The sequence below is a fragment of the Actinomadura sp. NPDC000929 genome (assembly GCF_040492065.1).
Lineage (GTDB): Bacteria > Actinomycetota > Actinomycetes > Streptosporangiales > Streptosporangiaceae > Spirillospora > Spirillospora verrucosospora.
The window spans coordinates 1-19848 of record NZ_JBEUPA010000152.1; the positions used below are offsets into that span (position 1 = coordinate 1).

Annotated in this window: 19 protein-coding genes; 9 read left to right on the plus strand and 10 right to left on the minus strand. The window is 73.8% G+C overall.

All coding sequences use genetic code 11. The features are described 5' to 3' along the window. A partial coding sequence (locus tag ABWI04_RS35090) for a discoidin domain-containing protein (protein ID WP_353835094.1) occupies positions 1-1362 on the plus strand: 1362 nt, incomplete at its 5' end. Between the two features lie 7 nt (positions 1363-1369). Here ABWI04_RS35090 and ABWI04_RS35095 read toward each other — a convergent pair. Beyond that, positions 1370-2191, minus strand: a complete 822-nt coding sequence (locus ABWI04_RS35095) for an SAM-dependent methyltransferase (RefSeq protein ID WP_345186608.1) — start codon at positions 2189-2191, stop codon at positions 1370-1372. Between the two features lie 129 nt (positions 2192-2320). Further along, positions 2321-2992, minus strand: coding sequence for a LysR substrate-binding domain-containing protein (locus tag ABWI04_RS35100; protein ID WP_353835099.1), 672 nt, complete (start codon positions 2990-2992; stop codon positions 2321-2323). Between ABWI04_RS35100 and ABWI04_RS35105 the strand changes: the two genes are divergently transcribed. Together ABWI04_RS35105 and ABWI04_RS35110 are read left to right on the plus strand one after the other, a co-directional pair. Continuing rightward, entirely contained in the window at positions 2969-3805 is an 837-nt protein-coding gene (locus ABWI04_RS35105) for an SAM-dependent methyltransferase (RefSeq protein ID WP_345186606.1), read from the plus strand. The two genes, ABWI04_RS35100 and ABWI04_RS35105, sit on opposite strands and share 24 nt — an antisense overlap. A gap of 55 nt (positions 3806-3860) precedes the next feature. Next, a complete protein-coding gene (locus ABWI04_RS35110) occupies positions 3861-5387 on the plus strand; it encodes a class I adenylate-forming enzyme family protein (protein WP_353835095.1) in 1527 nt (508 codons plus the stop codon). 44 nt (positions 5388-5431) lie between these two features. Here the strand turns inward: ABWI04_RS35110 and ABWI04_RS35115 are convergent, their stop codons facing one another. Next, on the minus strand, positions 5432-5890 hold the full coding sequence (locus ABWI04_RS35115; RefSeq protein ID WP_345186600.1) for a hypothetical protein: 459 nt from the start codon (positions 5888-5890) through the stop codon (positions 5432-5434). A 1316-nt stretch (positions 5891-7206) separates the two neighbouring features. On the opposite strand from ABWI04_RS35115, the gene argG reads away from it, so the two are divergent. Then, positions 7207-8655 (plus strand): argininosuccinate synthase, encoded by a 1449-nt coding sequence (argG, locus tag ABWI04_RS35120; protein ID WP_345186598.1) that lies wholly within the window; start codon positions 7207-7209, stop codon positions 8653-8655. 32 nt (positions 8656-8687) lie between these two features. Here the strand turns inward: argG and ABWI04_RS35125 are convergent, their stop codons facing one another. Together ABWI04_RS35125 and ABWI04_RS35130 are read right to left on the minus strand one after the other, a co-directional pair. Further along, a complete protein-coding gene (locus tag ABWI04_RS35125) occupies positions 8688-9419 on the minus strand; it encodes an aquaporin (protein WP_345186595.1) in 732 nt (243 codons plus the stop codon). A 124-nt stretch (positions 9420-9543) separates the two neighbouring features. After that, a complete protein-coding gene (locus ABWI04_RS35130) occupies positions 9544-10098 on the minus strand; it encodes an Rv1733c family protein (protein WP_345186592.1) in 555 nt (184 codons plus the stop codon). A 101-nt stretch (positions 10099-10199) separates the two neighbouring features. Between ABWI04_RS35130 and ABWI04_RS35135 the strand changes: the two genes are divergently transcribed. Next, the gene (locus ABWI04_RS35135) at positions 10200-11057 is read left to right on the plus strand and encodes a universal stress protein (RefSeq protein ID WP_345186590.1); all 858 of its coding nucleotides are present in this window, start codon (positions 10200-10202) and stop codon (positions 11055-11057) included. Positions 11058-11064: 7 nt separating this feature from the next. Here the strand turns inward: ABWI04_RS35135 and ABWI04_RS35140 are convergent, their stop codons facing one another. Further along, positions 11065-11655 (minus strand): TetR/AcrR family transcriptional regulator, encoded by a 591-nt coding sequence (locus tag ABWI04_RS35140; RefSeq protein ID WP_345186588.1) that lies wholly within the window; start codon positions 11653-11655, stop codon positions 11065-11067. 93 nt (positions 11656-11748) lie between these two features. Here ABWI04_RS35140 and ABWI04_RS35145 point away from each other — a divergent pair, with 93 nt between their 5' ends. Further along, the gene (locus tag ABWI04_RS35145; RefSeq protein WP_345186585.1) at positions 11749-12408 is read left to right on the plus strand and encodes an HAD family hydrolase; all 660 of its coding nucleotides are present in this window, start codon (positions 11749-11751) and stop codon (positions 12406-12408) included. Here the strand turns inward: ABWI04_RS35145 and dmpG are convergent. Genes dmpG through ABWI04_RS35160 form a run of 3 tightly spaced genes read right to left on the minus strand, consistent with a single transcriptional unit; the run spans position 12403 to position 15175 of the window. Beyond that, on the minus strand, positions 12403-13434 hold the full coding sequence (gene dmpG / locus ABWI04_RS35150; RefSeq protein ID WP_345186583.1) for a 4-hydroxy-2-oxovalerate aldolase: 1032 nt from the start codon (positions 13432-13434) through the stop codon (positions 12403-12405). The genes ABWI04_RS35145 and dmpG overlap by 6 nt on opposite strands. 50 nt (positions 13435-13484) lie before the next feature. After that, the gene (locus ABWI04_RS35155) at positions 13485-14381 is read right to left on the minus strand and encodes an acetaldehyde dehydrogenase (acetylating) (protein ID WP_345186581.1); all 897 of its coding nucleotides are present in this window, start codon (positions 14379-14381) and stop codon (positions 13485-13487) included. Then, on the minus strand, positions 14378-15175 hold the full coding sequence (locus ABWI04_RS35160; protein ID WP_353835096.1) for a 2-keto-4-pentenoate hydratase: 798 nt from the start codon (positions 15173-15175) through the stop codon (positions 14378-14380). Before ABWI04_RS35160 ends, ABWI04_RS35155 begins: the two co-directional genes overlap by 4 nt. 93 nt (positions 15176-15268) lie before the next feature. Between ABWI04_RS35160 and ABWI04_RS35165 the strand changes: the two genes are divergently transcribed. Further along, a complete protein-coding gene (locus ABWI04_RS35165) occupies positions 15269-16015 on the plus strand; it encodes an IclR family transcriptional regulator (protein WP_353835097.1) in 747 nt (248 codons plus the stop codon). A gap of 13 nt (positions 16016-16028) precedes the next feature. Here ABWI04_RS35165 and ABWI04_RS35170 read toward each other — a convergent pair whose 3' ends face one another. After that, positions 16029-18881, minus strand: coding sequence for an FAD-binding and (Fe-S)-binding domain-containing protein (locus tag ABWI04_RS35170; protein ID WP_353835098.1), 2853 nt, complete (start codon positions 18879-18881; stop codon positions 16029-16031). 17 nt (positions 18882-18898) lie between these two features. Here ABWI04_RS35170 and ABWI04_RS35175 point away from each other — a divergent pair, with 17 nt between their 5' ends. Beyond that, positions 18899-19141: a hypothetical protein gene (locus ABWI04_RS35175; protein WP_345186569.1), complete on the plus strand. Its 243-nt coding sequence runs from the start codon at positions 18899-18901 to the stop codon at positions 19139-19141. Positions 19142-19237: 96 nt separating this feature from the next. Next, entirely contained in the window at positions 19238-19627 is a 390-nt protein-coding gene (locus tag ABWI04_RS35180; RefSeq protein ID WP_345186568.1) for a hypothetical protein, read from the plus strand. The last annotated feature ends 221 nt before the right edge of the window (positions 19628-19848 follow it).

Consider the following 19848-nt stretch of genomic DNA (forward strand, 5'->3'; position numbering starts at 1 on the left):
CGGGTGGCCGAGGAACCGGCGGGCGCGCTGGCCCTCGCCGCCGACCGCAAGGGCGTCCGGCCGGGCGGCGCCGTCCGCGTGACCGCGACGTTCACCAACGAGTCGGCGCTCGGCGAGGCCCGCGGGGTGCGCTTCGGGCTGGCCGCGCCCGAGGGGTACAAGATCACGGCGACGTCCGGCCCGGCCGGCGACGTCGCCCCGGGCGCGACCGCCACCGCGACCTGGACGGTGACCGCACCCGCGGACGCGGAGCCCGGCGCCCTCCCGGGCCTGGACGCCACGGTCTCGTGGCGCGCCGCCGGAGGCGACTCCGAGCAGGCGAGCGCGCACTCCCTCCTCATGGTCGGCGGCGGCGCGGTGGGGGAGCCCTACAGGACCTCCGCCTCGACCGCGGCCGAGTTCGCGCGGTCCGGCGACACGGTCGGCATCGCCGCGGGCGGCAAGGACATGTGGGGCGACACCAACGAGTTCGCGACCGTCTACGAGGACGACTGGCTGGCCCCGGGGCACGCGGTCTCCACGAAGGTGACCGAGCTGGACGGGTCGTCCGGCTGGACGCGGGCCGGACTGGTCGCGAGCGACGACCTGGCCCGGACCGGGTCCGCCGGGTACGCCGCCATCGCCGTGACGCCCGCACACGGGTGCGTCTTCTCCTACGACGCCGACGGCGACGGCCGGCTCGACCACTACACCGAGGTCGGCGGGTTCACCGCGGGCGCGGTCCGCGTGCGGCTGCGCAGGGACGGCGACCGGATGTCCGGATCGTGCAGCTCCGACGGCGTGAACTGGGCCGTGGTCGGCTCCGGCACGGTCCCCGGCTCGGCGGGCGCCCAGGACGTCGGGATGTTCGTCAGCGCGGTGAACGCCCACACGGCGCAGGAGGCCATCGCCCGGTTCGACGGCGCCGTCGCCGCCTCGCCCGACACGTCCCGCAACGGATCGGACGACCCGCTCCAAAGCCTCCGCAAGCCGGTGACGGCGCTGTCCTCCGAGCCCGGCCGGCCGCCGGAGGCCGCCAACGACGGCAGCCGCGCCAACTCGCCCTACTGGGGCGGTCAGATGACCTACGGCGAGACCTGGTGGCGGGTCGACCTCGGCGCCGTCGACGACGTCTCGCGCGTCAACGTCCGCAACTACGTCGACGGGACCCGCTTCTACACCTACCGCCTGGAGGGCAGCCTCGACGGCGGCCACTGGTTCACCCTCGGCGGGCGCAACGGGCCGCGCCCCGCCGCCGACGCGGGCGACACCCTGGCCACCGAGGCCAGGGCCCGCTACATCCGGGTGGTCGGAACCGGCAACACCGCCAACCTCACCTTCCACCTCACGGAGGTGAGCGTCTACGGCGCCCCCGCCGGGTGACGGGCGTTCAGGGTTTGCGCCCGACGCCCCCGACGCTCCAGATCGGCCTGGACGACTCGATGGTCTCGTGCTCGGGACGCCACAGGGGCAGGTAGACGACGCCGGGCTCGATCAGGTCCCAGCCGGAGAAGAGCTTCTCCACCTCGGCCCTGGTCCGGATGTTCGAGCGCGGCGTGCCGCGGATCGCGTGGGTCTCCTGCTGGTAGAGGAAGGCGAGCCTGGCGGTGACCTCCGGGCACAGGTCGCTGACCGGATGCGAGATCGCGATGTGGCTGCCCGGCGCCATCAGGTCGCTCAGCCGCCGGACGCTCCCCGCCACCTCCTCGTCGTCGGGGATGGTGTAGAGCACGTGGAAGAACAGCAGCGCCGTCGGCTGGTCGAGGTCGATCAGGCGGCGCAGGTCGGGGTGGCGCGCGATGCCTTCGGCGTCCCGCATGTCGGCCTCGACGACCGCGGTGCGGGGGTCGCCTCCCAGCAGCGCCTGCGCGTGGACGCGCACCACGGGGTCGTTGTCCACGTAGACGACCCGGCAGTCCGGCGCCACCGCCTGAGCGATCTGGTGCACGCTTCCCTGGGTGGGCAGGCCGGTGCCGATGTCGAGGAACTGGCGGATCCCGGCGGCGGCGAGGAACCGGACGACGCGGTCCAGGAACTTGCGCCCTTCGCGGGCCAGGACCGGCAGTTCCGGCGCGAGTTCGATCGCCTGGAGCGCCGCCTGCCGGTCCGCGGCGTAGTTGTCCTTGCCGCCGAGGAAGTAGTCGTGCATCCGGCTCTCGTTGGGCGCCGTCGGATCGAAGGCCAGCGGCTCGTGCCCCGCGGGGAAGGGCATGGCTTCTCCATTCACCTGACATCCGAGCGGTGACGCGCGGCCGCCGCGAGGAATCGCCCAGTATGGCACGCTACTTTCTGGTACGTCCGACGTACCCGAGGTAGGCGCCCCAGCCCGGCGAGTCGAACGTCAGCGCCGCGCCGCCGCGCGGAGCGCCTCCAGACCCCGCGCGATCGGCGGCTGCGTCTCGCTGCCCCGGCGGACGATCGCGATGATGCGCCGGGACGGCGCCGCCGCGCCCCGCAGCGCCACCCGGACCACGGCCTCGTCCGGGGGCAGCGGCGCCAGCCGCGGCACCAGGCCGATGCCGAAACCGCGGGCGACGAGCGCCGAGACGGCGAACCACTCGTTGGCCTCGTGGGCGAGCCGCGGCGTGAACCCGGCGGCGGCGCAGGCGGCGAGCATGTGCTGGTGCTGGTCGCACCGGTCCGGCGAGCCGATCCACGGTTCGCCGGCCGCGTCGGCGAGCCCGACCGCCCCGCGCGCGGCGAGCGGGTGCCCGGCCGGGACGAGCAGGTCCTGCGGCTCGTCGAGCACGGGCCACTGCGCGAACCGCGCGTCGTCCGCGGCCGGGGTCTGCTCGCTCGGAATGACCACGGCGATGTCGCACCGCCGAGCGAGAAGCAGGTGACCGGCGTCCTCGCTCTCGGCGGCGGCGGCCGGAGGGCGCCCTCGCGGCCGGACGGGCGGGCCGCGTCTGTCGGACCGAATCGTGATCGGTCGTTCTCGTGGACCGGTCCGGCGGCGCGATCCCAGCCCGTAGAGTGGGGCGCGAAGATGATCAGCGTGGGCGGCCGGCAGGGAGGCACGGTGGCAGGCGAGCGGTTTGGGCCAGGCGGATTCGACCCGAGCGTGCCGAACATCGCTCGCATGTACGACTACTACCTCGGCGGCAAGGACCACTACGAGGCCGACCGCCTCCGCGCCGAGGAGGCCAAGGCCGCCGACCCCACCCTGATCACCCTGATCAAGGAGAACCGGGCGTTCATGGGGCGCGCCGTCCGGTACATGGCCGAGCAGGGCATCGACCAGTTCCTCGACATCGGCACCGGGCTCCCCACCCAGCAGAACGTCCACCAGATCGCCCAGTCGGTGAACCCCGCCGCCCGCGTCGCCTACGTCGACTACGACGGCCAGGTCGTCGCGCACGGGCGGGCGATCCTCGCGGACTCGCCCGGCACCCGGATGGTCCAGGCCGACATCCGCCGCCCCCGCGAGATCCTGGAGCATCCCGAGATCACCCGGCTGCTGGACTTCGGGAAGCCGGTCGCGCTGCTGACGATCGCCACCCTGCACTTCATCCCGGACGAGGACGACCCGCCCGGCGTCATGGCCGAACTGCGCGAGGCGCTCGCCCCCGGCAGCCACATGGCGATCACCCACGCCTCCGCCGACGGCGTGCCCGACATCGTGGCGAAGGTCGTCGAGGTCTACAAGAGGACGAACGCGCCCGGCACCCCGCGCAGCCTGGAGCAGGTGACCGGTCTGTTCGGCGACTTCGAACTGGTGGACCCCGGCCTGGTGTGGGCGCCGCTGTGGCGGCCCGAACGCCCGGTCACCCTGGAGGAGGCCCTGCCGATCTGGTTCTACGCCGGAGTCGGCCGCAAGCCCTGAGGTGTGCGTGCACGACCGCTCCCTGACGAATGCCACCGGGAAGAGGGAAGGCGACATGCGGGCAGTGACGGTCGGAGGGGCACTGGAGGCCGCGGCGACGCGGGACGCGGTGTTCCTCCACGACGGCGACGACACCATCACGTTCTCCGGGTTCGACGAGCTGGTCGACCGTGTCGCGGCGGGCCTGCTGGCCCGCGGCGTCGGGCGGGGCGACCGGATCGGCCTCCTCGGACCCAACACCGCGCAGTGGCTCGCGGTGTTCTTCGGCGCGGCCCGGATCGGCGCCGTGGTCGTCCCGCTCAACGTCCGCTACCGGGAGCGGGAGCTGTCGTACATGCTCGGGCAGAGCGGCGCCCGGCTGGTCGTCGGCGTCGAGGCCGTCCCCGACTTCGACTTCGCCGCGTACTTCGCGTCGTCCGGCATTCCCGCCGTGCACTTTGGTGAGGGCTTCGACGCCCTGGCCTCGACCCCGGCCCCGCCGGCCCTGGCCGCGGCCCGCGCCGCGGTGGACCCGGGCGACCCGCTGATGATCCTCTACACGTCCGGCACCACGGGGCGCCCCAAGGGCGCCGTCATCACCCACCGCGGCATCCTGGCCTCGGCCTCGGCCCAGGCCGACCACTTCCGGATGACCGGCGAGGACGTCCTGCTCGGCCACCTCCCGTTCAACCACGTCGGCGGCATCACCTGCACCATCATGGCCGCCCTGGTCAGCGGCGGCTCGGTCGCGCTGCTGCCCGCGTTCTCCCCGGACGCCGCGCTGCGCGCCGTCGAACGCCACCGGGTGACGTTCCTCGGCGCCGTCCCCACGATGTACGTGCTGATGCTCGGCCGCCCCGACTTTGCCGAGCACGACGTCTCGTCCGTCCGGCTGTGCATGGCGGGGGGCTCCAACGTGGAGCCGGCGCTCGCCGACGCGATCCGCCGAGGCTTCCCCGGCACGCCTCTCTACGGTCTCTACGGGCTGTCCGAATCCTCGGGCGCCTGCGTCCTGTCCCCGACGGACGACGACCCCGAGACCGTCTCCCGGACCCTCGGCGCGATCATCGGCGACTTCGAGGCGCGCGTGACGGCCCCGGACGGGACGGTGCTGCCGCCGGGCGAGACCGGCGAGCTCCAGATCCGCGGCGCCTGCGTCGCCGCCGGCTACTGGGACATGCCGGACGAGACCGCCGAGGTGTTCCTGCCGGACGGCTGGCTCGCCACCGGCGACATGGTCGCCATGGAGCCCGACGGGCACCTGGTCCTGCGCGGGCGCAAGAAGGAGATGTACATCCAGGGCGGCTTCAACGTCTACCCGGTGGAGATCGAGAACGTCCTGACCGCCCACCCGAAGGTCGCGATGGCCGCCGGGATCGGCGTCCCCGACGCGGTCCTCGGCGAGGTCGGCCGCTTCTACGTCGTCCCGCGCCCGGGCGCCGAGCCCCCCACCGCCGACGAGCTGACCGCCTACTGCCGCGACCGCCTGGCCGACTACAAGGTGCCCCGCCAGTTCGTCATCACCGCGGACGTCCCCCTGACCCCCGTAGGCAAGATCCACAAAGCCCTCCTCAAGGACCGCGACGGATCCGTCCCGGGCTGAACCCGGGTGCCGGGGAGGAGAAGGCCTCCCCGGCACCCGGGGCTCTAACTGTGCGCGTGGACGTCGAGGATGGCCTGGGCGAGGGTCTCCGAGGCGGGCGCGTTGACGAGCCTCCACTGCGCGGCACAGGGGATGAGCGCCCACCATTCCTTGGTGTGGGTGCCCCACCAGCACAGGACACCGAAGCGGGCGCGGAGATAGGCGATCGTGTCCGTGTGGGGCGCGCCGGGGTCGGGCGGCGGGATCGGCAGCGCGGTGCCGTCCCGCACCGGACGCCGCGCCCGGGCGGCGAGCGCCGCCGCCACGTAGGGGGTGAGGATCCGGGTGATCCGCTCCGCCGCGCCGGCCGGGTTGGTGTGCGGGGCCAGGTCCTCGCCGGTGCTCGACCGGTACCACCAGGCGTCGGACGCCGATCCGGAGGCGAGCGTGATGCTCTCCCCGAACCCCGGGACGGCCGGGTCGTAGACGCGCAGGAGCGGGAGGGCCCCCTCGTAGCGCGGCACGGCCTTCCAGCCCTCTCGGACGACTTCATGTGCAAGTCGGTCAAGGTGGCTTGTCATAGAGGAAGCCGAGGCTCCGGCGTGCAGATTCTTCGGTTCGATCCACCCCATTACCGGCGCACCCACTTACGGGGGTCGGGCGTCGGGCGGCAGGCCGCGCGGCTGAGCTCGTTGGTGAGGACCCTGCGAAGCTCTTCGGCGGTGCTGCATATAACGGTCGGGTCAATGCCGGCCTTTGGGTCGTGCAGCGTGGCGACCCAGTCGCCGAGCCTTCCGTCGTAGCGCGTGGCGCGCCAGATTCGGTGGCCTTGGAAGTCCTCGCGGAGTCGGGCTAACGCCTGGTCAGCGGGGTTGACGGGCGTATCCATGATCAGTTCAAGCTTCCGTCGGTGTGGTTGCTCTTCGTTACCGTCCCCAATCTTCCCGTGACCGGGTCGTCTTTTGGAAGAGCGGGGAGCCCGCCAGATGGAAAGCTCTCGGCGTCGTTAGAAAACACTTCGCTTTCGGGTCTCCCGGGTTTCCCGTCCCCGCCGTCCCGCAACGCAGGGGTTCCGCGTACCTCCGGCTGCTTTGACGGTGAACGCCTGTTTGCCGAACCGACTCCATCTTGTTTCCCTCCGTTCCGTGCAATCCGGTGCAACCGGACAATTCTCCGTCGGATGTCGGCGCGTTGGGGATCACTGGGTGGGGCCGGGATTCGAACGGATCCGCGAAGAACCGCCTCATCCGCTCGTGCGACCGGCTTCCTGCAGCGCCATGAACCAGGGAACGCGAGGTCGCGGAGAAAGTAAGGCGAACGGCCACAAGCGGCCATTCTCGGGTTTCGGAATGGCGCATTACGGTCATTCCCCATTACGTGAGTGAAACTTGCGCGGCAAGTCTTGATGCCACGATCGATGATTATTAACCGGCCGCGAGGATCGGCCTCTCGGTGGAGCGAATGCGCGGCGAATGGCGCGTCGCGTATTGAGTCTTGGTCCGTGCGGCTTCGCGTGCTTGCGTTCGCGGAGGTCTTCCTGGTAGGGGGAGAACCGCGAAAGGCGAATGATCCCCACATGCGAAACCGGTGCGAACTCAGAGCCGAGTGATTGAACGATGTCATTGGGGTCGTTCTGATGCGGCGATCCGCGGAGGTGGAGGGCGATTCACCGGGTAAGAACCATGATGACTGCTGGTCAAGCCCTTCTGAGAGGAGAGATGCGGCGGCCGCTTTCGCCGGCCGGGGGCCGCGGCCGCCCCGCGTCCGCCCGTCCGTGCCCCACCGGGCGGGCGGAGCAGGCGCGTTGCATGTTCATGCAGGAGCGTGCATACTTGTGCTCATGTCCAAAGTGCTGACCTCCCTGCCCGTCGGTGAGCGCGTCGGGATCGCCTTCTCCGGTGGCCTCGACACTTCGGTGGCGGTCGCGTGGATGCGCGACAAGGGCGCGGTGCCCTGCGCCTACACCGCCGACATCGGGCAGTACGACGAGCCCGACATCGCCTCCGTGCCCGGCCGCGCGGCCAAGTACGGGGCGGAGGTCGCGCGCCTGGTCGACTGCCGGGCCGCCCTCGTGGAGGAGGGGCTCGCCGCCCTGGCGTGTGGCGCGTTCCACATCCGGTCCGGCGGCCGCAGCTACTTCAACACCACGCCGCTCGGACGAGCCGTGACGGGGACGCTCCTCGTCCGCGCCATGCTGGAGGACGACGTCCAGATCTGGGGCGACGGCTCGACGTTCAAGGGCAACGACATCGAGCGGTTCTACCGCTACGGGCTGCTGGCCAACCCGTCCCTGCTGGTCTACAAGCCCTGGCTCGACGCCGACTTCGTCACCGAGCTCGGCGGCCGCACGGAGATGTCGCAGTGGCTGCTGTCCCGCGGCCTGCCCTACCGGGACAGCACGGAGAAGGCCTACTCCACCGACGCCAACATCTGGGGCGCGACCCACGAGGCCAAGGCGCTGGAGCACCTCGACGCCGGCATCGAGACCGTCGAGCCGATCATGGGCGTGCGGTTCTGGGACCCCGCCGTGGAGATCGCCGCCGAGGACGTCACGATCGGGTTCGAGCAGGGCCGCCCGGTGACGATCAACGGCAAGGAGTTCGGGTCCGCCGTCGACCTGGTGCTGGAGGCCAACGCCATCGGCGGGCGGCACGGTCTCGGGATGTCCGACCAGATCGAGAACCGCGTCATCGAGGCCAAGAGCCGCGGCATCTACGAGGCGCCCGGCATGGCGCTGCTGCACGCGGCCTACGAGCGGCTCGTCAACGCGATCCACAACGAGGACACCCTCGCCACCTACCACAGCGAGGGCCGGCGGCTCGGCCGGCTCATGTACGAGGGACGCTGGCTGGACCCGCAGGCGCTCATGCTGCGCGAGTCGCTGCAGCGCTGGGTCGGGACGGCCGTCACCGGCGAGGTGACCCTGCGGCTGCGGCGCGGCGAGGACTACTCCGTCCTCGACACCTCCGGCCCCGCGTTCAGCTACCACCCCGACAAGCTGTCCATGGAGCGCACCGAGGACTCCGCCTTCGGCCCCGTGGACCGGATCGGCCAGCTGACCATGCGCAACCTCGACATCGCCGACTCGCGCGCCAAGCTGGAGCAGTACGCCGGGCTCGGCATGGTCGGCAGCTCGCACCCGGCCCTGATCGGTGCCGCGCAGGCGGCCTCGACCGGGCTGATCGGCGCGATGCCGGCGGGCGGCGCCGAGGCGATCGCCTCCCGCGGCAAGGACTCCCGGGACGCCGAGGTCCTCGACCGCGCCGCCATGGAGTTCGGCACCGACTGACCAGAGGTCCGGTCCGGGCCGCCGCAGAGGAGCTAGGGGGCCTCCTCCTCCACGGGAGGAAGCGGGGTCTCCTTCTCCGGCGGTCCGACGAAGCCGTGCAGTGCCGCCGCCACCACGGCCCCCACCAGGGGCGCGACGATGAACAGCCACACCTGCGAGAGGGCGGTCCCGCCGAGGACGACGGCCGGGCCGAGGCTGCGGGCCGGGTTGACCGAGGTCCCAGTGATGGGGATGCCGATGAGGTGCACGGTCGTGAGGGCGAGGCCGATGCCCACCCCGGCGACCGACGGGATGGCCGCCGTGCTCGTCATGGACAGCACGATGAACACGAACAGGGCGGTCAGGACGACCTCGGTGAGGAACGCGCCGCCCATGTCGATGCGGATGAGGCTGGCGTCGCCCCACCCGTCCGCGCCGAGACCGGTCACGGAGCGGGCGTAGAGCGGCGAGCCGGAGAAGGTCGCCCACAGCAGGAGCGCGCCCAGGATGCCGCCGGCGAACTGGGCGGCCCAGTAGCCGGCGGCGTCGAGCGGCGGGATCCGGCGGGCGAGCAGCACGCCCAGCGTGACGGCCGGGTTGACGTGGCAGCCCGAGATCGGGCCGATCGCGTAGACCAGGGCGAGGAGCACCAGGCCGAAGGCCAGCGCCGTCGCGACGACGCCCGCCGAGAGGCTGCGCCCGGCGACGCCGAAGCCGAACGACAGGGTCGCCACGCCCACCGCGAAGTAGACCAACAGCAGCGTGCCCACGAGCTCCGCAGCCATCCTCCTGAACACGCGCTCCCCTTCCCCCGGGACTCCGATGGCCTCGGCCTACCCCGGGAGGCCGGGAAGATCGTCTCCGTGTGAGCGCCGTGACCCGGAAATGGGGGCGGCTTGGGGGAGCCGGTCAGGCGTGCTGGGCCAGGCTGGTCCAGCTCTCGTCCCAGAGGGCGCCGCGACGGCGGTCGCAGCGGCGGCGGACGAGGAGGTAGCCGGCCAGCAGGGGGACGCCCACGGCGACGGCGGCCGTGGCCGCGGCCACGGCGGTGGTGGCCAGGGTGGCGGCGCGGGTCTGGGGGTGCTGGATCGGGTTGCCCGCCGTGTCCACCCAGATGCGCTGCTCCATGCCCGGCCTGACGGACTTGTCGGCCGGGACGACGGTGGTCCGCGTCCGGCCGTCGCGGGACGTCCAGGCCAGCTCGGCGTAGGTGTGCCGTATGCCGGCGCCGCCCTGCGAGTCGGTGTGGACGACCTGCGCCGTGACGCGGTGGACGTTGCGGTGCTCGGCCCGCACGCCGCTGCGGTAGGCGTCGGCGGCCAGGAGCGCGGACGCGGGCGGGGCGAGCACCGTGAACAGCACCGCGGCGGCGACGCCGACCGCCCACTGGCGGCGGTCGACGGCGCGTCGCAGTTCGTTGCGGTCGAAGCCGAAACGGCGGCGGACCCGTCCTAGCCTTCTCATTGCCTCCTCCTTCGTCCGTGACAGTAATCGCTCCGGGAAGCGGTCGGGCACGCGCCTCTTCTGGTGCGCTCGCATAGCGCGCAAACTGGCAGGAGGAGGGCATGCACATGACGGGCGTGGAGAGCGGCGAGCAGGCGCACGTCCTGTTCGGCTACGACGGGACGGCGGAGAACGACACGGCGCTGAGCTGGGCGATCGAGGAGGCCCGGCTGCGCGACCTCGATCTGGTGATGTGCCACTGCTGGCACTGGCCCTACCCGGAGGGGCACGAGGACCCGCACGGCGAGGCGGTCATGAGGCGGGCTGGATGGAACCTGCTGGAGCGCGGCAGGCGCCGCGCCCGCGAACTGGGGGCGCCCGGCACGGTGCGCGGTCGCCTGGTCCGCGGCCCCGCCCGGGGCGCGCTGCTGAGCGAGTCGCGCGACGCGGAGCTGGTGGTGGTCGCGGCCCCCGAGCGGCTGGACGAGGGCGCGGGGGTGCTGGAACTCGCGGCCGGCGCCACCCGCCCGGTGGTCGTCGTGAAGGACGGGGTGGGCCCCCGCCGGGTCGTCGCAGGGGCCGACGGGACGACGTGGTGCGACCCGGCGCTGGGCTTCGCCGCCGCCGAGGCGGCGCTGCGCCGGTGGGAGCTGCGCGTGGTGTACGCCTGCTGGGAGCCCGCCGCGGTCGACGCGGACGAGCTGGCGCTGTTCCACGACAGGGAGCTGCTGGAGAAGACGCGCGCCGCCGAGCTGGAGGCGGCCGTGGCCCCGTGGCGCGAGCGGTATCCGCGGCTCGACATCCGGGTCTCGCTGCTGCTGGAGCGCCCCATGGAGGCGCTGTTCGACGCCGCGGACGACGCCGGGCTGCTGGTGCTGGGCGACCGGGGCGCCGGGATCGCCCCGCTGGGCTCGACCAGCACGGCGGTGCTCCGGCATGCCCGCCGCGCCGTCGCGATCGTCCCCGCGCGCCCGGACTGAGCGCCGGTCAGGAGTCCCCGGCCCAGGCCTCGGTCGCGTGCAGGGCGGGGTCGGCCGGCAGGTCGGGCTCGAGGATCAGCTGGAGTATCAGGCCGTCCAGCACCGCGGTGAAGAGCATGGCGGTCCCCTCGCGGCGCTCGGCGGGCCACCCGGGGCGCAGGTGCTCCAGCCGTGCGGCGACGCGGGCCCGCGCGTCCCTCGACCAGTCCCGCCGCTCGGCGCCCATCCGCGGGTCGCGCAGCGCCCGGACCAGCAGTTCGGCGGCGAGCCTGAGGTTGCGCTCCCCGGCGAGCACGTCCAGGACGCGCTCGCGCAGCGCCCGCAGCGCGGCCGCGGTGTCCGGCGCGGCGACCAGCGCGTCCACCACCGGGTCGACGATCGTCTCGCTGGCCCGCTGCGCGACGGCCACGTGCAGCCCCGGCAGCCCGTTGAAGTAGTGGTGGAGCAGCCCCGGCCGGATCCGGGCCCGGTCGGCGACGGCCCGGGCCGTGAGCGCGGCCCAGCCGCCCTCGGCGAGCAGGTCGAGACCGATCCCCACGAGCTGCTCCCGGCGTGCCCGTCCGCGGGGTGTGGACGCGCGAGGCTCCTCGTGGGTCATCACGCCACGCTATCCCAACGCTTGCACCGTGCAACCGACCAAGATCGTCGCGGATGCCCGATTCCCGGGGCGCGGACGGGGTAGGGCCGCCGCATGATCGATGCGGTGCTCTTCGACGTCGACGGCACGCTGGTCGACACCAACTACCTGCACGCGGCCACCTGGTGGCAGGCGTTCCTCCAGCACGGGCACACCGTCCCCATGGCGGACGTGCACAGGGCGGTCGGCATGGGCTCGGACAAGCTGCTCGACCACCTGCTCCCGGACGACCGGGACCGGGACGCCGACGACGGGATCCGCACCGCGCACACGGCCCTGTACGCCCAGTACTGGTCGCGGCTCCAGGCCTTCGACGGCGCCGCAGACCTGCTGCGGGCGTGCGCCGGGCGCGGGAGCCGCGTCGTGCTCGCCAGCTCGGCCGCCGCGCCCGAGCTGAAGGCGCTGCGCGCGGCGCTGGACGCCGACGACGCCATCGACGACGCCACCTCCGGCTCGGAGGTGGAGGCGACCAAACCGGCGCCGGACCTCGTCCAGCTCGCCCTGGAGCGCGCGGCGGCGCCCGCCGCCCGGGCCGTGTTCGTCGGCGACACCCGCTGGGACGTCGAGGCCGCCCGGCGCGCGGGAATGCCGTGCGTGTGCGTGCTCACCGGCGGCTGGAGCCGCGCCGAGCTGGAGGAGGCGGGCGCGGCGGCCGTCTACGACGACCCCCGCGCCCTGCTGGACGACCTGGACCGGAGCCCGCTCGCGCTATGAGGCGCGGTCGCGCTCGGCGGCGAGTTGGAGCGCCACGTCGATGATCATGTCCTCCTGGCCGCCCACGTAGCCGGCCTCGCCGACCTTCTGCAGGATCTCGTGCGCCGGGACGCCGTAGCGCTCGGCCGCCCGCTCGGCGTGCAGCAGGAAGCTGGAGTACACGCCCGCGTACCCCTGCGTGATCGCGCCCCGGTCGGCGAACGGCAGCCGGTGCAGGAACGGCTTCACCACGTCGTCGGCGGCCGCCAGCGCGCCCTGCACGTCGACGCCCGTCGGGACGCCGAGCCGCTCGAACGTCGCGACCAGCACCTCGGTGGGGGAGTTGCCCGCCCCCGCGCCGAGCGCGCACAGCGCGCCGTCGATCTGCCGGGCGCCGTTCTGCTGCGCCAGGACGGAGTTGGCGACGCCGAGGGACAGGTTCTGGTGGCCGTGGAAGCCGACCTGCGCCTCGTGCCCGATCTCCTTGACCAGCGCGCTGATCCGCTCCTGCGCCTCGCCGAGGACCAGGGCGCCGGCGGAGTCGACGACGTAGACGCACTGCGCGCCGCCGTCCACCATGATCCGGGCCTGCCGCGCCAGCTCGTCCGGGCCGACCCGGTGCGAGAGCATGAGGAACCCGACGGTCTCCATGCCGAGCTCGCGGGCGGCGGCGAAGTGCTGCAGCGACACGTCCGCCTCGGTGCAGTGCGTGGCGACCCGGGCGACGGACGCGCCCGCGTCGTGCGCCATCTTCAGGTCGTGGACCGTGCCGAGGCCCGGCAGCAGCAGGACGGCGATCTTGGCCCGGGTCGCCTCGTCCACGGCGGCGGCGACGAGCTTGACGTCGTCCTCCAGCGAGAAGCCGTAGTTGAAGGACGACCCGCCGAGGCCGTCGCCGTGGGTGACCTCGATGACCTCGACCCCGGCGGCGTCGAGGGCGTGCACGACGCCGCGGACCTGCTCCTCGGTGAAGCGGTGCGCCATCGCGTGGCTGCCGTCCCGCAGCGTGGAGTCGGTGATCCGGATCTTCTCGCTGACGTCGCTCATACCTGTTCCCTGCGAGGGGGCGACCCCCCGCACCCCCCGGTTCGCTTCGCTCATTCTGAGGCCTTCCTGCGCGCGAGCTGCTCGCCGACCCGGGCGGCGGCCGCGGTCATGATGTCGAGGTTGCCGGCCCACGGCGGCAGGTGGTCGCCGTTCCCGCGGACCTCCAGGAACACCGCGACGCGGGCCATCCCGTTCCAGATGTCGCGGGGCTCGTCGAACTGCGGCTCGACCCGCAGCGTGTAGCCGGGGACGTAGGCGGCGACCTGCGCGACCATCTTCTCGATCGACTCCGCGATCGCCCCGGTGTCGGCGTCGGACGGGATCGCGCAGAACACCGTGTCCCGCATGATCATCGGCGGGTCCACCGGGTTGAGGATGATGATCGCCTTGCCCCGCCCGGCGCCGCCGACCTGCTCGATCGCGCGGGCCGTGGTCTCGGTGAACTCGTCGATGTTCGCGCGGGTGCCGGGACCGGCCGAGCGGGACGCGATCGACGCGACGATCTCGGCGTACGGCACCGGCACCACCGAGGACACCGCGTGCACGATCGGGATCGTCGCCTGCCCGCCGCAGGTGATCATGTTGAGGTTGGGGGCGTCCGACAGCGAGTCCAGGTTCACCGGCGGGCACACCAGGGGGCCCGTCGCGGCCGGCGTCAGGTCGATCGCCGTGATCCCCGCCTCCTCGTAGCGGGGCGCGTTGGCCAGGTGCGCCTTCGCCGAGGTCGCCTCGAACACCAGGTCGGGCAGAGTGGGCTGCTTCAGCAGCCAGTCCACGCCCTCCGCCGACGCCTCGACGCCCATCCTGCGGGCGCGCTCCAGGCCGTCGGACTCCGGCACCACCCCGACCATCGAGTGGACGTCGATCAGCTCGCTGCGCTGGAGCTTGACCAGCAGGTCGGTGCCGATGTTGCCCGGCCCGACGATCGCCGCCGTCAACGTGCTCATGCCTGCTCCCTCCTTCCGAACCGAGCGGTGACGGAACCGATCCCGGCGAACGTCGCCGTGAGCGTCTCCCCGGGCGCGACCGGCACGGCCGCGGTGATCGAGCCGGGCAGCACCACGTGCCCGGCCTCCAGGCTCACGCCGCGCTCGCCGAGGACGTTGGCCAGCCAGACCAGCGCGTTGATCGGCGATCCGAGGACCGCGCCGCCCGCGCCGGTGTCGATCAGGTCGCCGTCGCGGCGCAGCAGGCAGCCCATCAGCGACAGGTCCTGGTCGTCCAGCCGGACCGGGCGGGTGCCGAGCACGACGCCGCCGCTGGAGGCGTTGTCCGCGATCGTGTCCGGAAGGGTGATCCTCCAGTCCGCGATGCGGGAGTCGATCACCTCCAGGGCGGGCAGCACGTACTCGACGGCCGCGACGGCGTCCGCCGCCGTGGCGCCGGGACCGGCCAGGGGACGGCCCAGCACGAACGCGATCTCCGGCTCGATCCGGGGCTGCAGGAACCGGCCGGTGTCGATCGGCGCGCTCTCCGGCAGGAACATCGTGTCCAGCAGCACGCCGAAGTCCGGCTGGTCCACGCCCATCTGGCGCTGCATCGCGGCCGAGGTCAGGCCGACCTTGTGGCCCTTGATCCGCGCGCCGGCGGACGTCCACGCCTTGACCTGGGCGAGCTGGACCGCGTAGGCGTCGGCCACCGACATGGTCGGATGGTCCTTCGTCAGCGGCGAGATGGGAGTGCCGGTGGCGTACGCGTCAAGGAGCGCGGCCGCGGCCTTCTCCACGGAACCCGGGTCCATGGGGCCGTCCTTTCGTTCGTGGGCAGGCCGAGCCTCTCCCGCCGCGACCCCCGCGGGCAACGCGGCCGTCCCGCGTGGTGGGACACTTCTTCCATGACGTCCGTCCCGTCCGAGGAGAGCTTCCTGCGCCGCGTCGTCGCGGTGCTGTCGGCGTTCCGCCCGGAGGACGACGGCCTGGGCCCGGCCGAGCTGGCCCGCCGCAGCGGCCTGCCGAAGTCGACCGCGCACCGCATCGCCCTCGACCTGGTGGACGCCGGGCTGCTGGAACGCCGGGGCCCGCGGGTGCGGCTCGGGCTGCGGCTGTTCGAGATCGGGCAGCGGGTGCCGCGCCAGCGGGTGCTGCGGGACGCCGCCGTCCCGTACATGTCGGACCTGCGGGAGGCGACCCGGCAGACCGTCCACCTCGCGGTGCTGGAGGGCGGCGAGGTCGTCTACGTGGAGATCCTCGGGTCCTCCGGCGGGCCGCGGCTGCCGTCCCAGGTGGGCGGGCGGCTGCCCGCGCACGTGACCGGGGTGGGCAAGGCGATCCTCGCGTTCTCCCCGCCGGAGGTGGTCAAGGGCGTGCTGGAGTCGGAGCTGGTCAGGGTCGGCGAGCGCAGCGTGACCGCGCCCGGGCTGCTCGCCCGCGAGCTGGAGACGATCAGGCGCGAGGGCGTCGCCTACGACCGGGAGGAGTCCGGGAGCGGGATCGTCTGCGCCGCCAGCCCCGTCCTCGGCCCGGACGGGCTGGTCCTCGGTGCGCTGTCGGTGTCGGGCTGGGCGACCCGGATGCGGCTCGCCGCGGTCGCCCCGGCCGTCCACACCGCCGCGCTCACCCTCTCGCGCACCCTGGGCGGTTAGCCGCTCCGGGCGGTCATCGCCCCGGCAGGCGGCGGGCCAGGAGCTGGGCGAGGTGCTCGCCGTCGCGGTGCGCGAGCTCGCGCAGCTGCGTGCGGCAGCTGAACCCGTCGGCCAGGACCACGGCGTCCTCCCCGGCCGCGCGGACCGCCGGGAGCAGCCGGTGCTCGGCGACGGCGACCGACACCTCGTGGTGGCCCTTCTCGACGCCGAAGTTGCCGGCCAGGCCGCAGCAGTCGCCCAGCCGCTCGACGCCCGCGCCCGCCTTCCGCAGGAGCTCGGCGTCCTTCGCCCAGCCCATGACGGCGTGGTGGTGGCAGTGCGGCTGCGCGACCCCGGTCACGCCGGACAGGTCGGGCGGCGTCCAGTCCGGTGTCTCGGCGAGCAGTTCGGCCAGGGTGCGGGTCGCGGCGGCGACCTCGCGGGCGGCGGCGGCGTCCACGCCCCTCAGCAGCTCCTCGGCGTCGGACCGCAGCACGCCGGTGCAGGACGGCTCCATCCCGACGACCTTGGCGCCGCGCCGGACATGGGGGAGCAGCGCGCGGACAGCGCGGCGCGCCTGCGCCCGCGCCCCGTCCAGCTGCCCGGTGGAGATCCACGTGATTCCGCAGCACACGGGGCGCTCGGTCACCGTGACGCGGTAGCCGGCGTGCTCCAGCACCCGCACGGTCGCCCGGCCCACATCGGGGGAGAACGCGTCGGTGAAGCTGTCCACGAACAGCACGACGTCGCCGTTGCGGCCCTCCGGGCTGTGGTGGGAGGCGAACCAGCGCCGGAACGTCTCGGGCGCCAGCGCGGGGAGCGTGCGCCGCCGGTCGATGCCCGCGCCCCAGGCCAGCAGCGGCTTCAGCGCGCGCGACCGCATCGCCGCGTTGACCACCCTGATCGCCGCGGGGGCCCTGGCGGCGAGCCGGGTCCAGCGCGGGAGCCGGCCGAGCGCGTAGTGGGAGCGCGGCCGGATCCGTCCCCGGTACCGCTGGTGCAGCGCCTCCGCCTTGTAGGAGGCCATGTCGACGCCGGTCGGGCAGTCGGACGCGCAGCCCTTGCAGGCCAGGCAGAGGTCGAGGACGTCGTGCAGGGCCTCGGACTTCCAGCCGTCCGGGCCGAGCCTGCCGCTGACGACCTCCTGGAGGACCCGGGCCCGCCCGCGCGTGGAGTCCTTCTCCTCCCGGGTCGCCAGGTAGGACGGGCACATCACGCCGCCCGCCCCGGTGTTGTCGGCGCGGCACTTGCCCACGCCGGTGCAGCGGTGCACGGCCCGGGACAGGTCGCCGCGGTCGTCCCGGTAGGCGAGACCGAGCCCCCGGTTCAGCGGGACCGTCCGCACGGCGCGCAGGTCGGCGTCCACGGCCGCCGGGCGGACGACGATGCCGGGGTTGAGCAGGTCGTCCGGATCGAAGACGTCCTTGACGGCCGAGCACAGCGCCAGCGCCTCGGCCGAGTACATGTGCGGCAGCAGCTCGCTGCGGGCCCGGCCGTCGCCGTGCTCGCCGGACATGGTGCCGCCGTGCCGGGCCGCCAGCGCGGCCGCGTCGTTGAGGAAGTCGCGGAAGACGCGCGTCCCGCCGGTCCGCCCGAACGGGAAGTCGATCCGGACGTGGATGCACCCGTCGCCGAAATGCCCGTACGGCACGCCGAACAGGTCGTAACCGGCCAGCAGCGCCTCGAACTCCCGCAGGTACGCGCCGAGCCGCTCGGGCGGGACGGCCGCGTCCTCCCACCCGGCGTGGGCCTGCTCGCCGGCGGGCGTGCGGGCGACGAGCCCGGAGCCGTCCTCGCGGATCCGCCACAGCGCGTCGGCCAGCGCCATGTCCTCCACGAGCGCCGAGTCGGCGCAGCCGGACGCGGCGACGACCCCGCGCGCCGCGGAGCGCAGCGCCCCGGGCTCGGATCCGGCCAGCTCCACCAGCAGCCATCCCGACCCGGACGGCAGCGGCGGCACCGCGCCGGCGCCCCGCCGCTCCCGCACGACGTTCACGATCCGCGAGTCCAGGCCCTCGCACGCGACCGGGCCGTGCGGGAGGATCGCCGGGACGGCGTCGGCGGCCTCGGCCATCGACCCGTACCCGAGCACCACGAGCGCCCGGTGCGCGGGTTCGCGGACCATCCGCACCCGTGCCGCGAGCGTCAGCGCGAGCGTCCCCTCGCTTCCCACCAGCGCGCGGGCGACGTCGAAGCCCTTCTCCGGCAGGAGGTGCTCCAGCGAGTAGCCGGAGACCTGCCGGCCGAACCTCCCGAACTCCGTCCGCACCAGGGCCAGGTTCTCGCCGACCAGCCCGCGCAGCCGCTCCATCAGGACGCCGCCGGTCCGCGCCCCCGGCACGTCGCCGATCCGCAGCCGCTCCCCGGACCCGGTGACGACGTCGAGGCCGAGCACGTTGTCGCTCGTGCGCCCGTAGCCGAGCGCCCGCGACCCGCAGGCGTTGTTGCCGATCATCCCGCCGAGCGTGGCCCGCGTCCGGGTGGACGGATCGGGCCCGAACCGCAGCCCGTGCGCGGCCGCCCTCCGGTGCAGGCGCTCCTGCACGATGCCGGGCTCCACCAGCGCCGTCCCCGCCTCCGGGTCGATCTCCAGCACCCGGTTCAGGTGCCGGCTCACGTCCGCGACGACCCCGGGCCCGACCGCGTTGCCCGCGATGGACGTCCCGGCGCCGCGCATCGTGAGCGGCACCCCGGCGTCCCGGCACACGGCGAGGACGGCGGGCAGCTCGTCCGCCTCACGGGGCGTCACCACGACCCGCGGCGGCACCCGGTACAGGGAGGCGTCCGAGGAGTACAGGGACCGCGCGAGCGCAGAGTCGTCCACCCCGCTGACCCCGGCCGCCCGCAGCGCCTCCACCAGCTCGCCGTGCTCACGATGGTCGGTCACGGTGACCACGGTAGGTCATGGTGCGGGCGCCGGACGCCGGGCGCCCCGCTTCCCTGCGGGGGCCTCTGTCGGTCCCCTTCGGCAGCCTCGTCGTGGCGCTCGGCCACGTCGGCGGGCTGTCGATCCCCGACACCTGGACGCGGGCCCCCGGCGTGACCGGGGAATGTCGGCTGCCTGACCGCCCCTCCATCGTCTACCGCAGCCGCGACGAGCAGCTCGGCATGCACCGTCCCCGCCGGGGATGGAAGCGGGCCGCCTGAGAACCCCGGGGTGCCGCCGGGCCCCGCCGGGGCAGGCGGTAGCGTCCGGGAGCGACCCGTCACACCCCCGCCCGGTACGCCCTCGGAGGCCTCCTCGTGCTCGCCGTCACCACCGCCGACGTGCGGATCTTCCTGCATGTGCTCGCCGCGACGATCTGGGTCGGCGGGCAGATCACCCTCGGCGCGCTCGTGCCCGCCCTGCGCGGCTACGAGGGCGTCACCAAGGCCGCGGCCCGCCGGTTCAACGCGATCGCCTGGCCCGCGTTCGCCGTCCTCGTGCTCACCGGAGGCTGGAACATCGCCGCGGGCGACCTCGCAGGCCCCGCCCAGCGCACCCTGGAGGTGAAGCTGGTGTTCGTCCTGCTGTCCGGCGTGGCCGCGTTCCTGCACGCCCGCGCCAAGTCCAAGGCCGGGCTCGCCGTGTGGGGCGCGCTCGGAGCCCTGGGCGCGCTCCTCGCGCTGTTCTTCGGCGTCCAGCTCGGCTGACGCCCGCCGCCGCTCGCCCGCCGCCGCCGCGCGTTGCGCCGGGAAGCAGGTAGATCGTCTAGGTTTGTCCCATGAGCGATGCGGTGGCGGTGGGGCTGGTCGGGGCGGGACCCTGGGCGGGGATGGTGCACGCGCCCGCGCTGGCGGCGGGCCCGGCCACGCGGCTCGCGGGGGTGTGGGCGCGGCGGCCGGTGGCGTCCGCCGCGCTGGCCGGCGAGCAC

Coding starts and splice junctions, on each gene's coding strand:
- ABWI04_RS35095 (WP_345186608.1), bottom strand. CDS start 2,191: ATGCCCTTCCCCGCGGGGCACGAGCCGCTGGCCTTCGATCCGACGGCG.
- ABWI04_RS35105 (WP_345186606.1), top strand. CDS start 2,969: ATGATCAGCGTGGGCGGCCGGCAGGGAGGCACGGTGGCAGGCGAGCGG.
- ABWI04_RS35110 (WP_353835095.1), top strand. CDS start 3,861: ATGCGGGCAGTGACGGTCGGAGGGGCACTGGAGGCCGCGGCGACGCGG.
- argG (WP_345186598.1), top strand. CDS start 7,207: ATGTCCAAAGTGCTGACCTCCCTGCCCGTCGGTGAGCGCGTCGGGATC.
- ABWI04_RS35125 (WP_345186595.1), bottom strand. CDS start 9,419: ATGGCTGCGGAGCTCGTGGGCACGCTGCTGTTGGTCTACTTCGCGGTG.
- ABWI04_RS35130 (WP_345186592.1), bottom strand. CDS start 10,098: ATGAGAAGGCTAGGACGGGTCCGCCGCCGTTTCGGCTTCGACCGCAAC.
- ABWI04_RS35135 (WP_345186590.1), top strand. CDS start 10,200: ATGCACATGACGGGCGTGGAGAGCGGCGAGCAGGCGCACGTCCTGTTC.
- ABWI04_RS35140 (WP_345186588.1), bottom strand. CDS start 11,655: ATGACCCACGAGGAGCCTCGCGCGTCCACACCCCGCGGACGGGCACGC.
- ABWI04_RS35145 (WP_345186585.1), top strand. CDS start 11,749: ATGATCGATGCGGTGCTCTTCGACGTCGACGGCACGCTGGTCGACACC.
- dmpG (WP_345186583.1), bottom strand. CDS start 13,434: ATGAGCGACGTCAGCGAGAAGATCCGGATCACCGACTCCACGCTGCGG.
- ABWI04_RS35155 (WP_345186581.1), bottom strand. CDS start 14,381: ATGAGCACGTTGACGGCGGCGATCGTCGGGCCGGGCAACATCGGCACC.
- ABWI04_RS35160 (WP_353835096.1), bottom strand. CDS start 15,175: ATGGACCCGGGTTCCGTGGAGAAGGCCGCGGCCGCGCTCCTTGACGCG.
- ABWI04_RS35165 (WP_353835097.1), top strand. CDS start 15,269: ATGACGTCCGTCCCGTCCGAGGAGAGCTTCCTGCGCCGCGTCGTCGCG.
- ABWI04_RS35175 (WP_345186569.1), top strand. CDS start 18,899: ATGGTGCGGGCGCCGGACGCCGGGCGCCCCGCTTCCCTGCGGGGGCCT.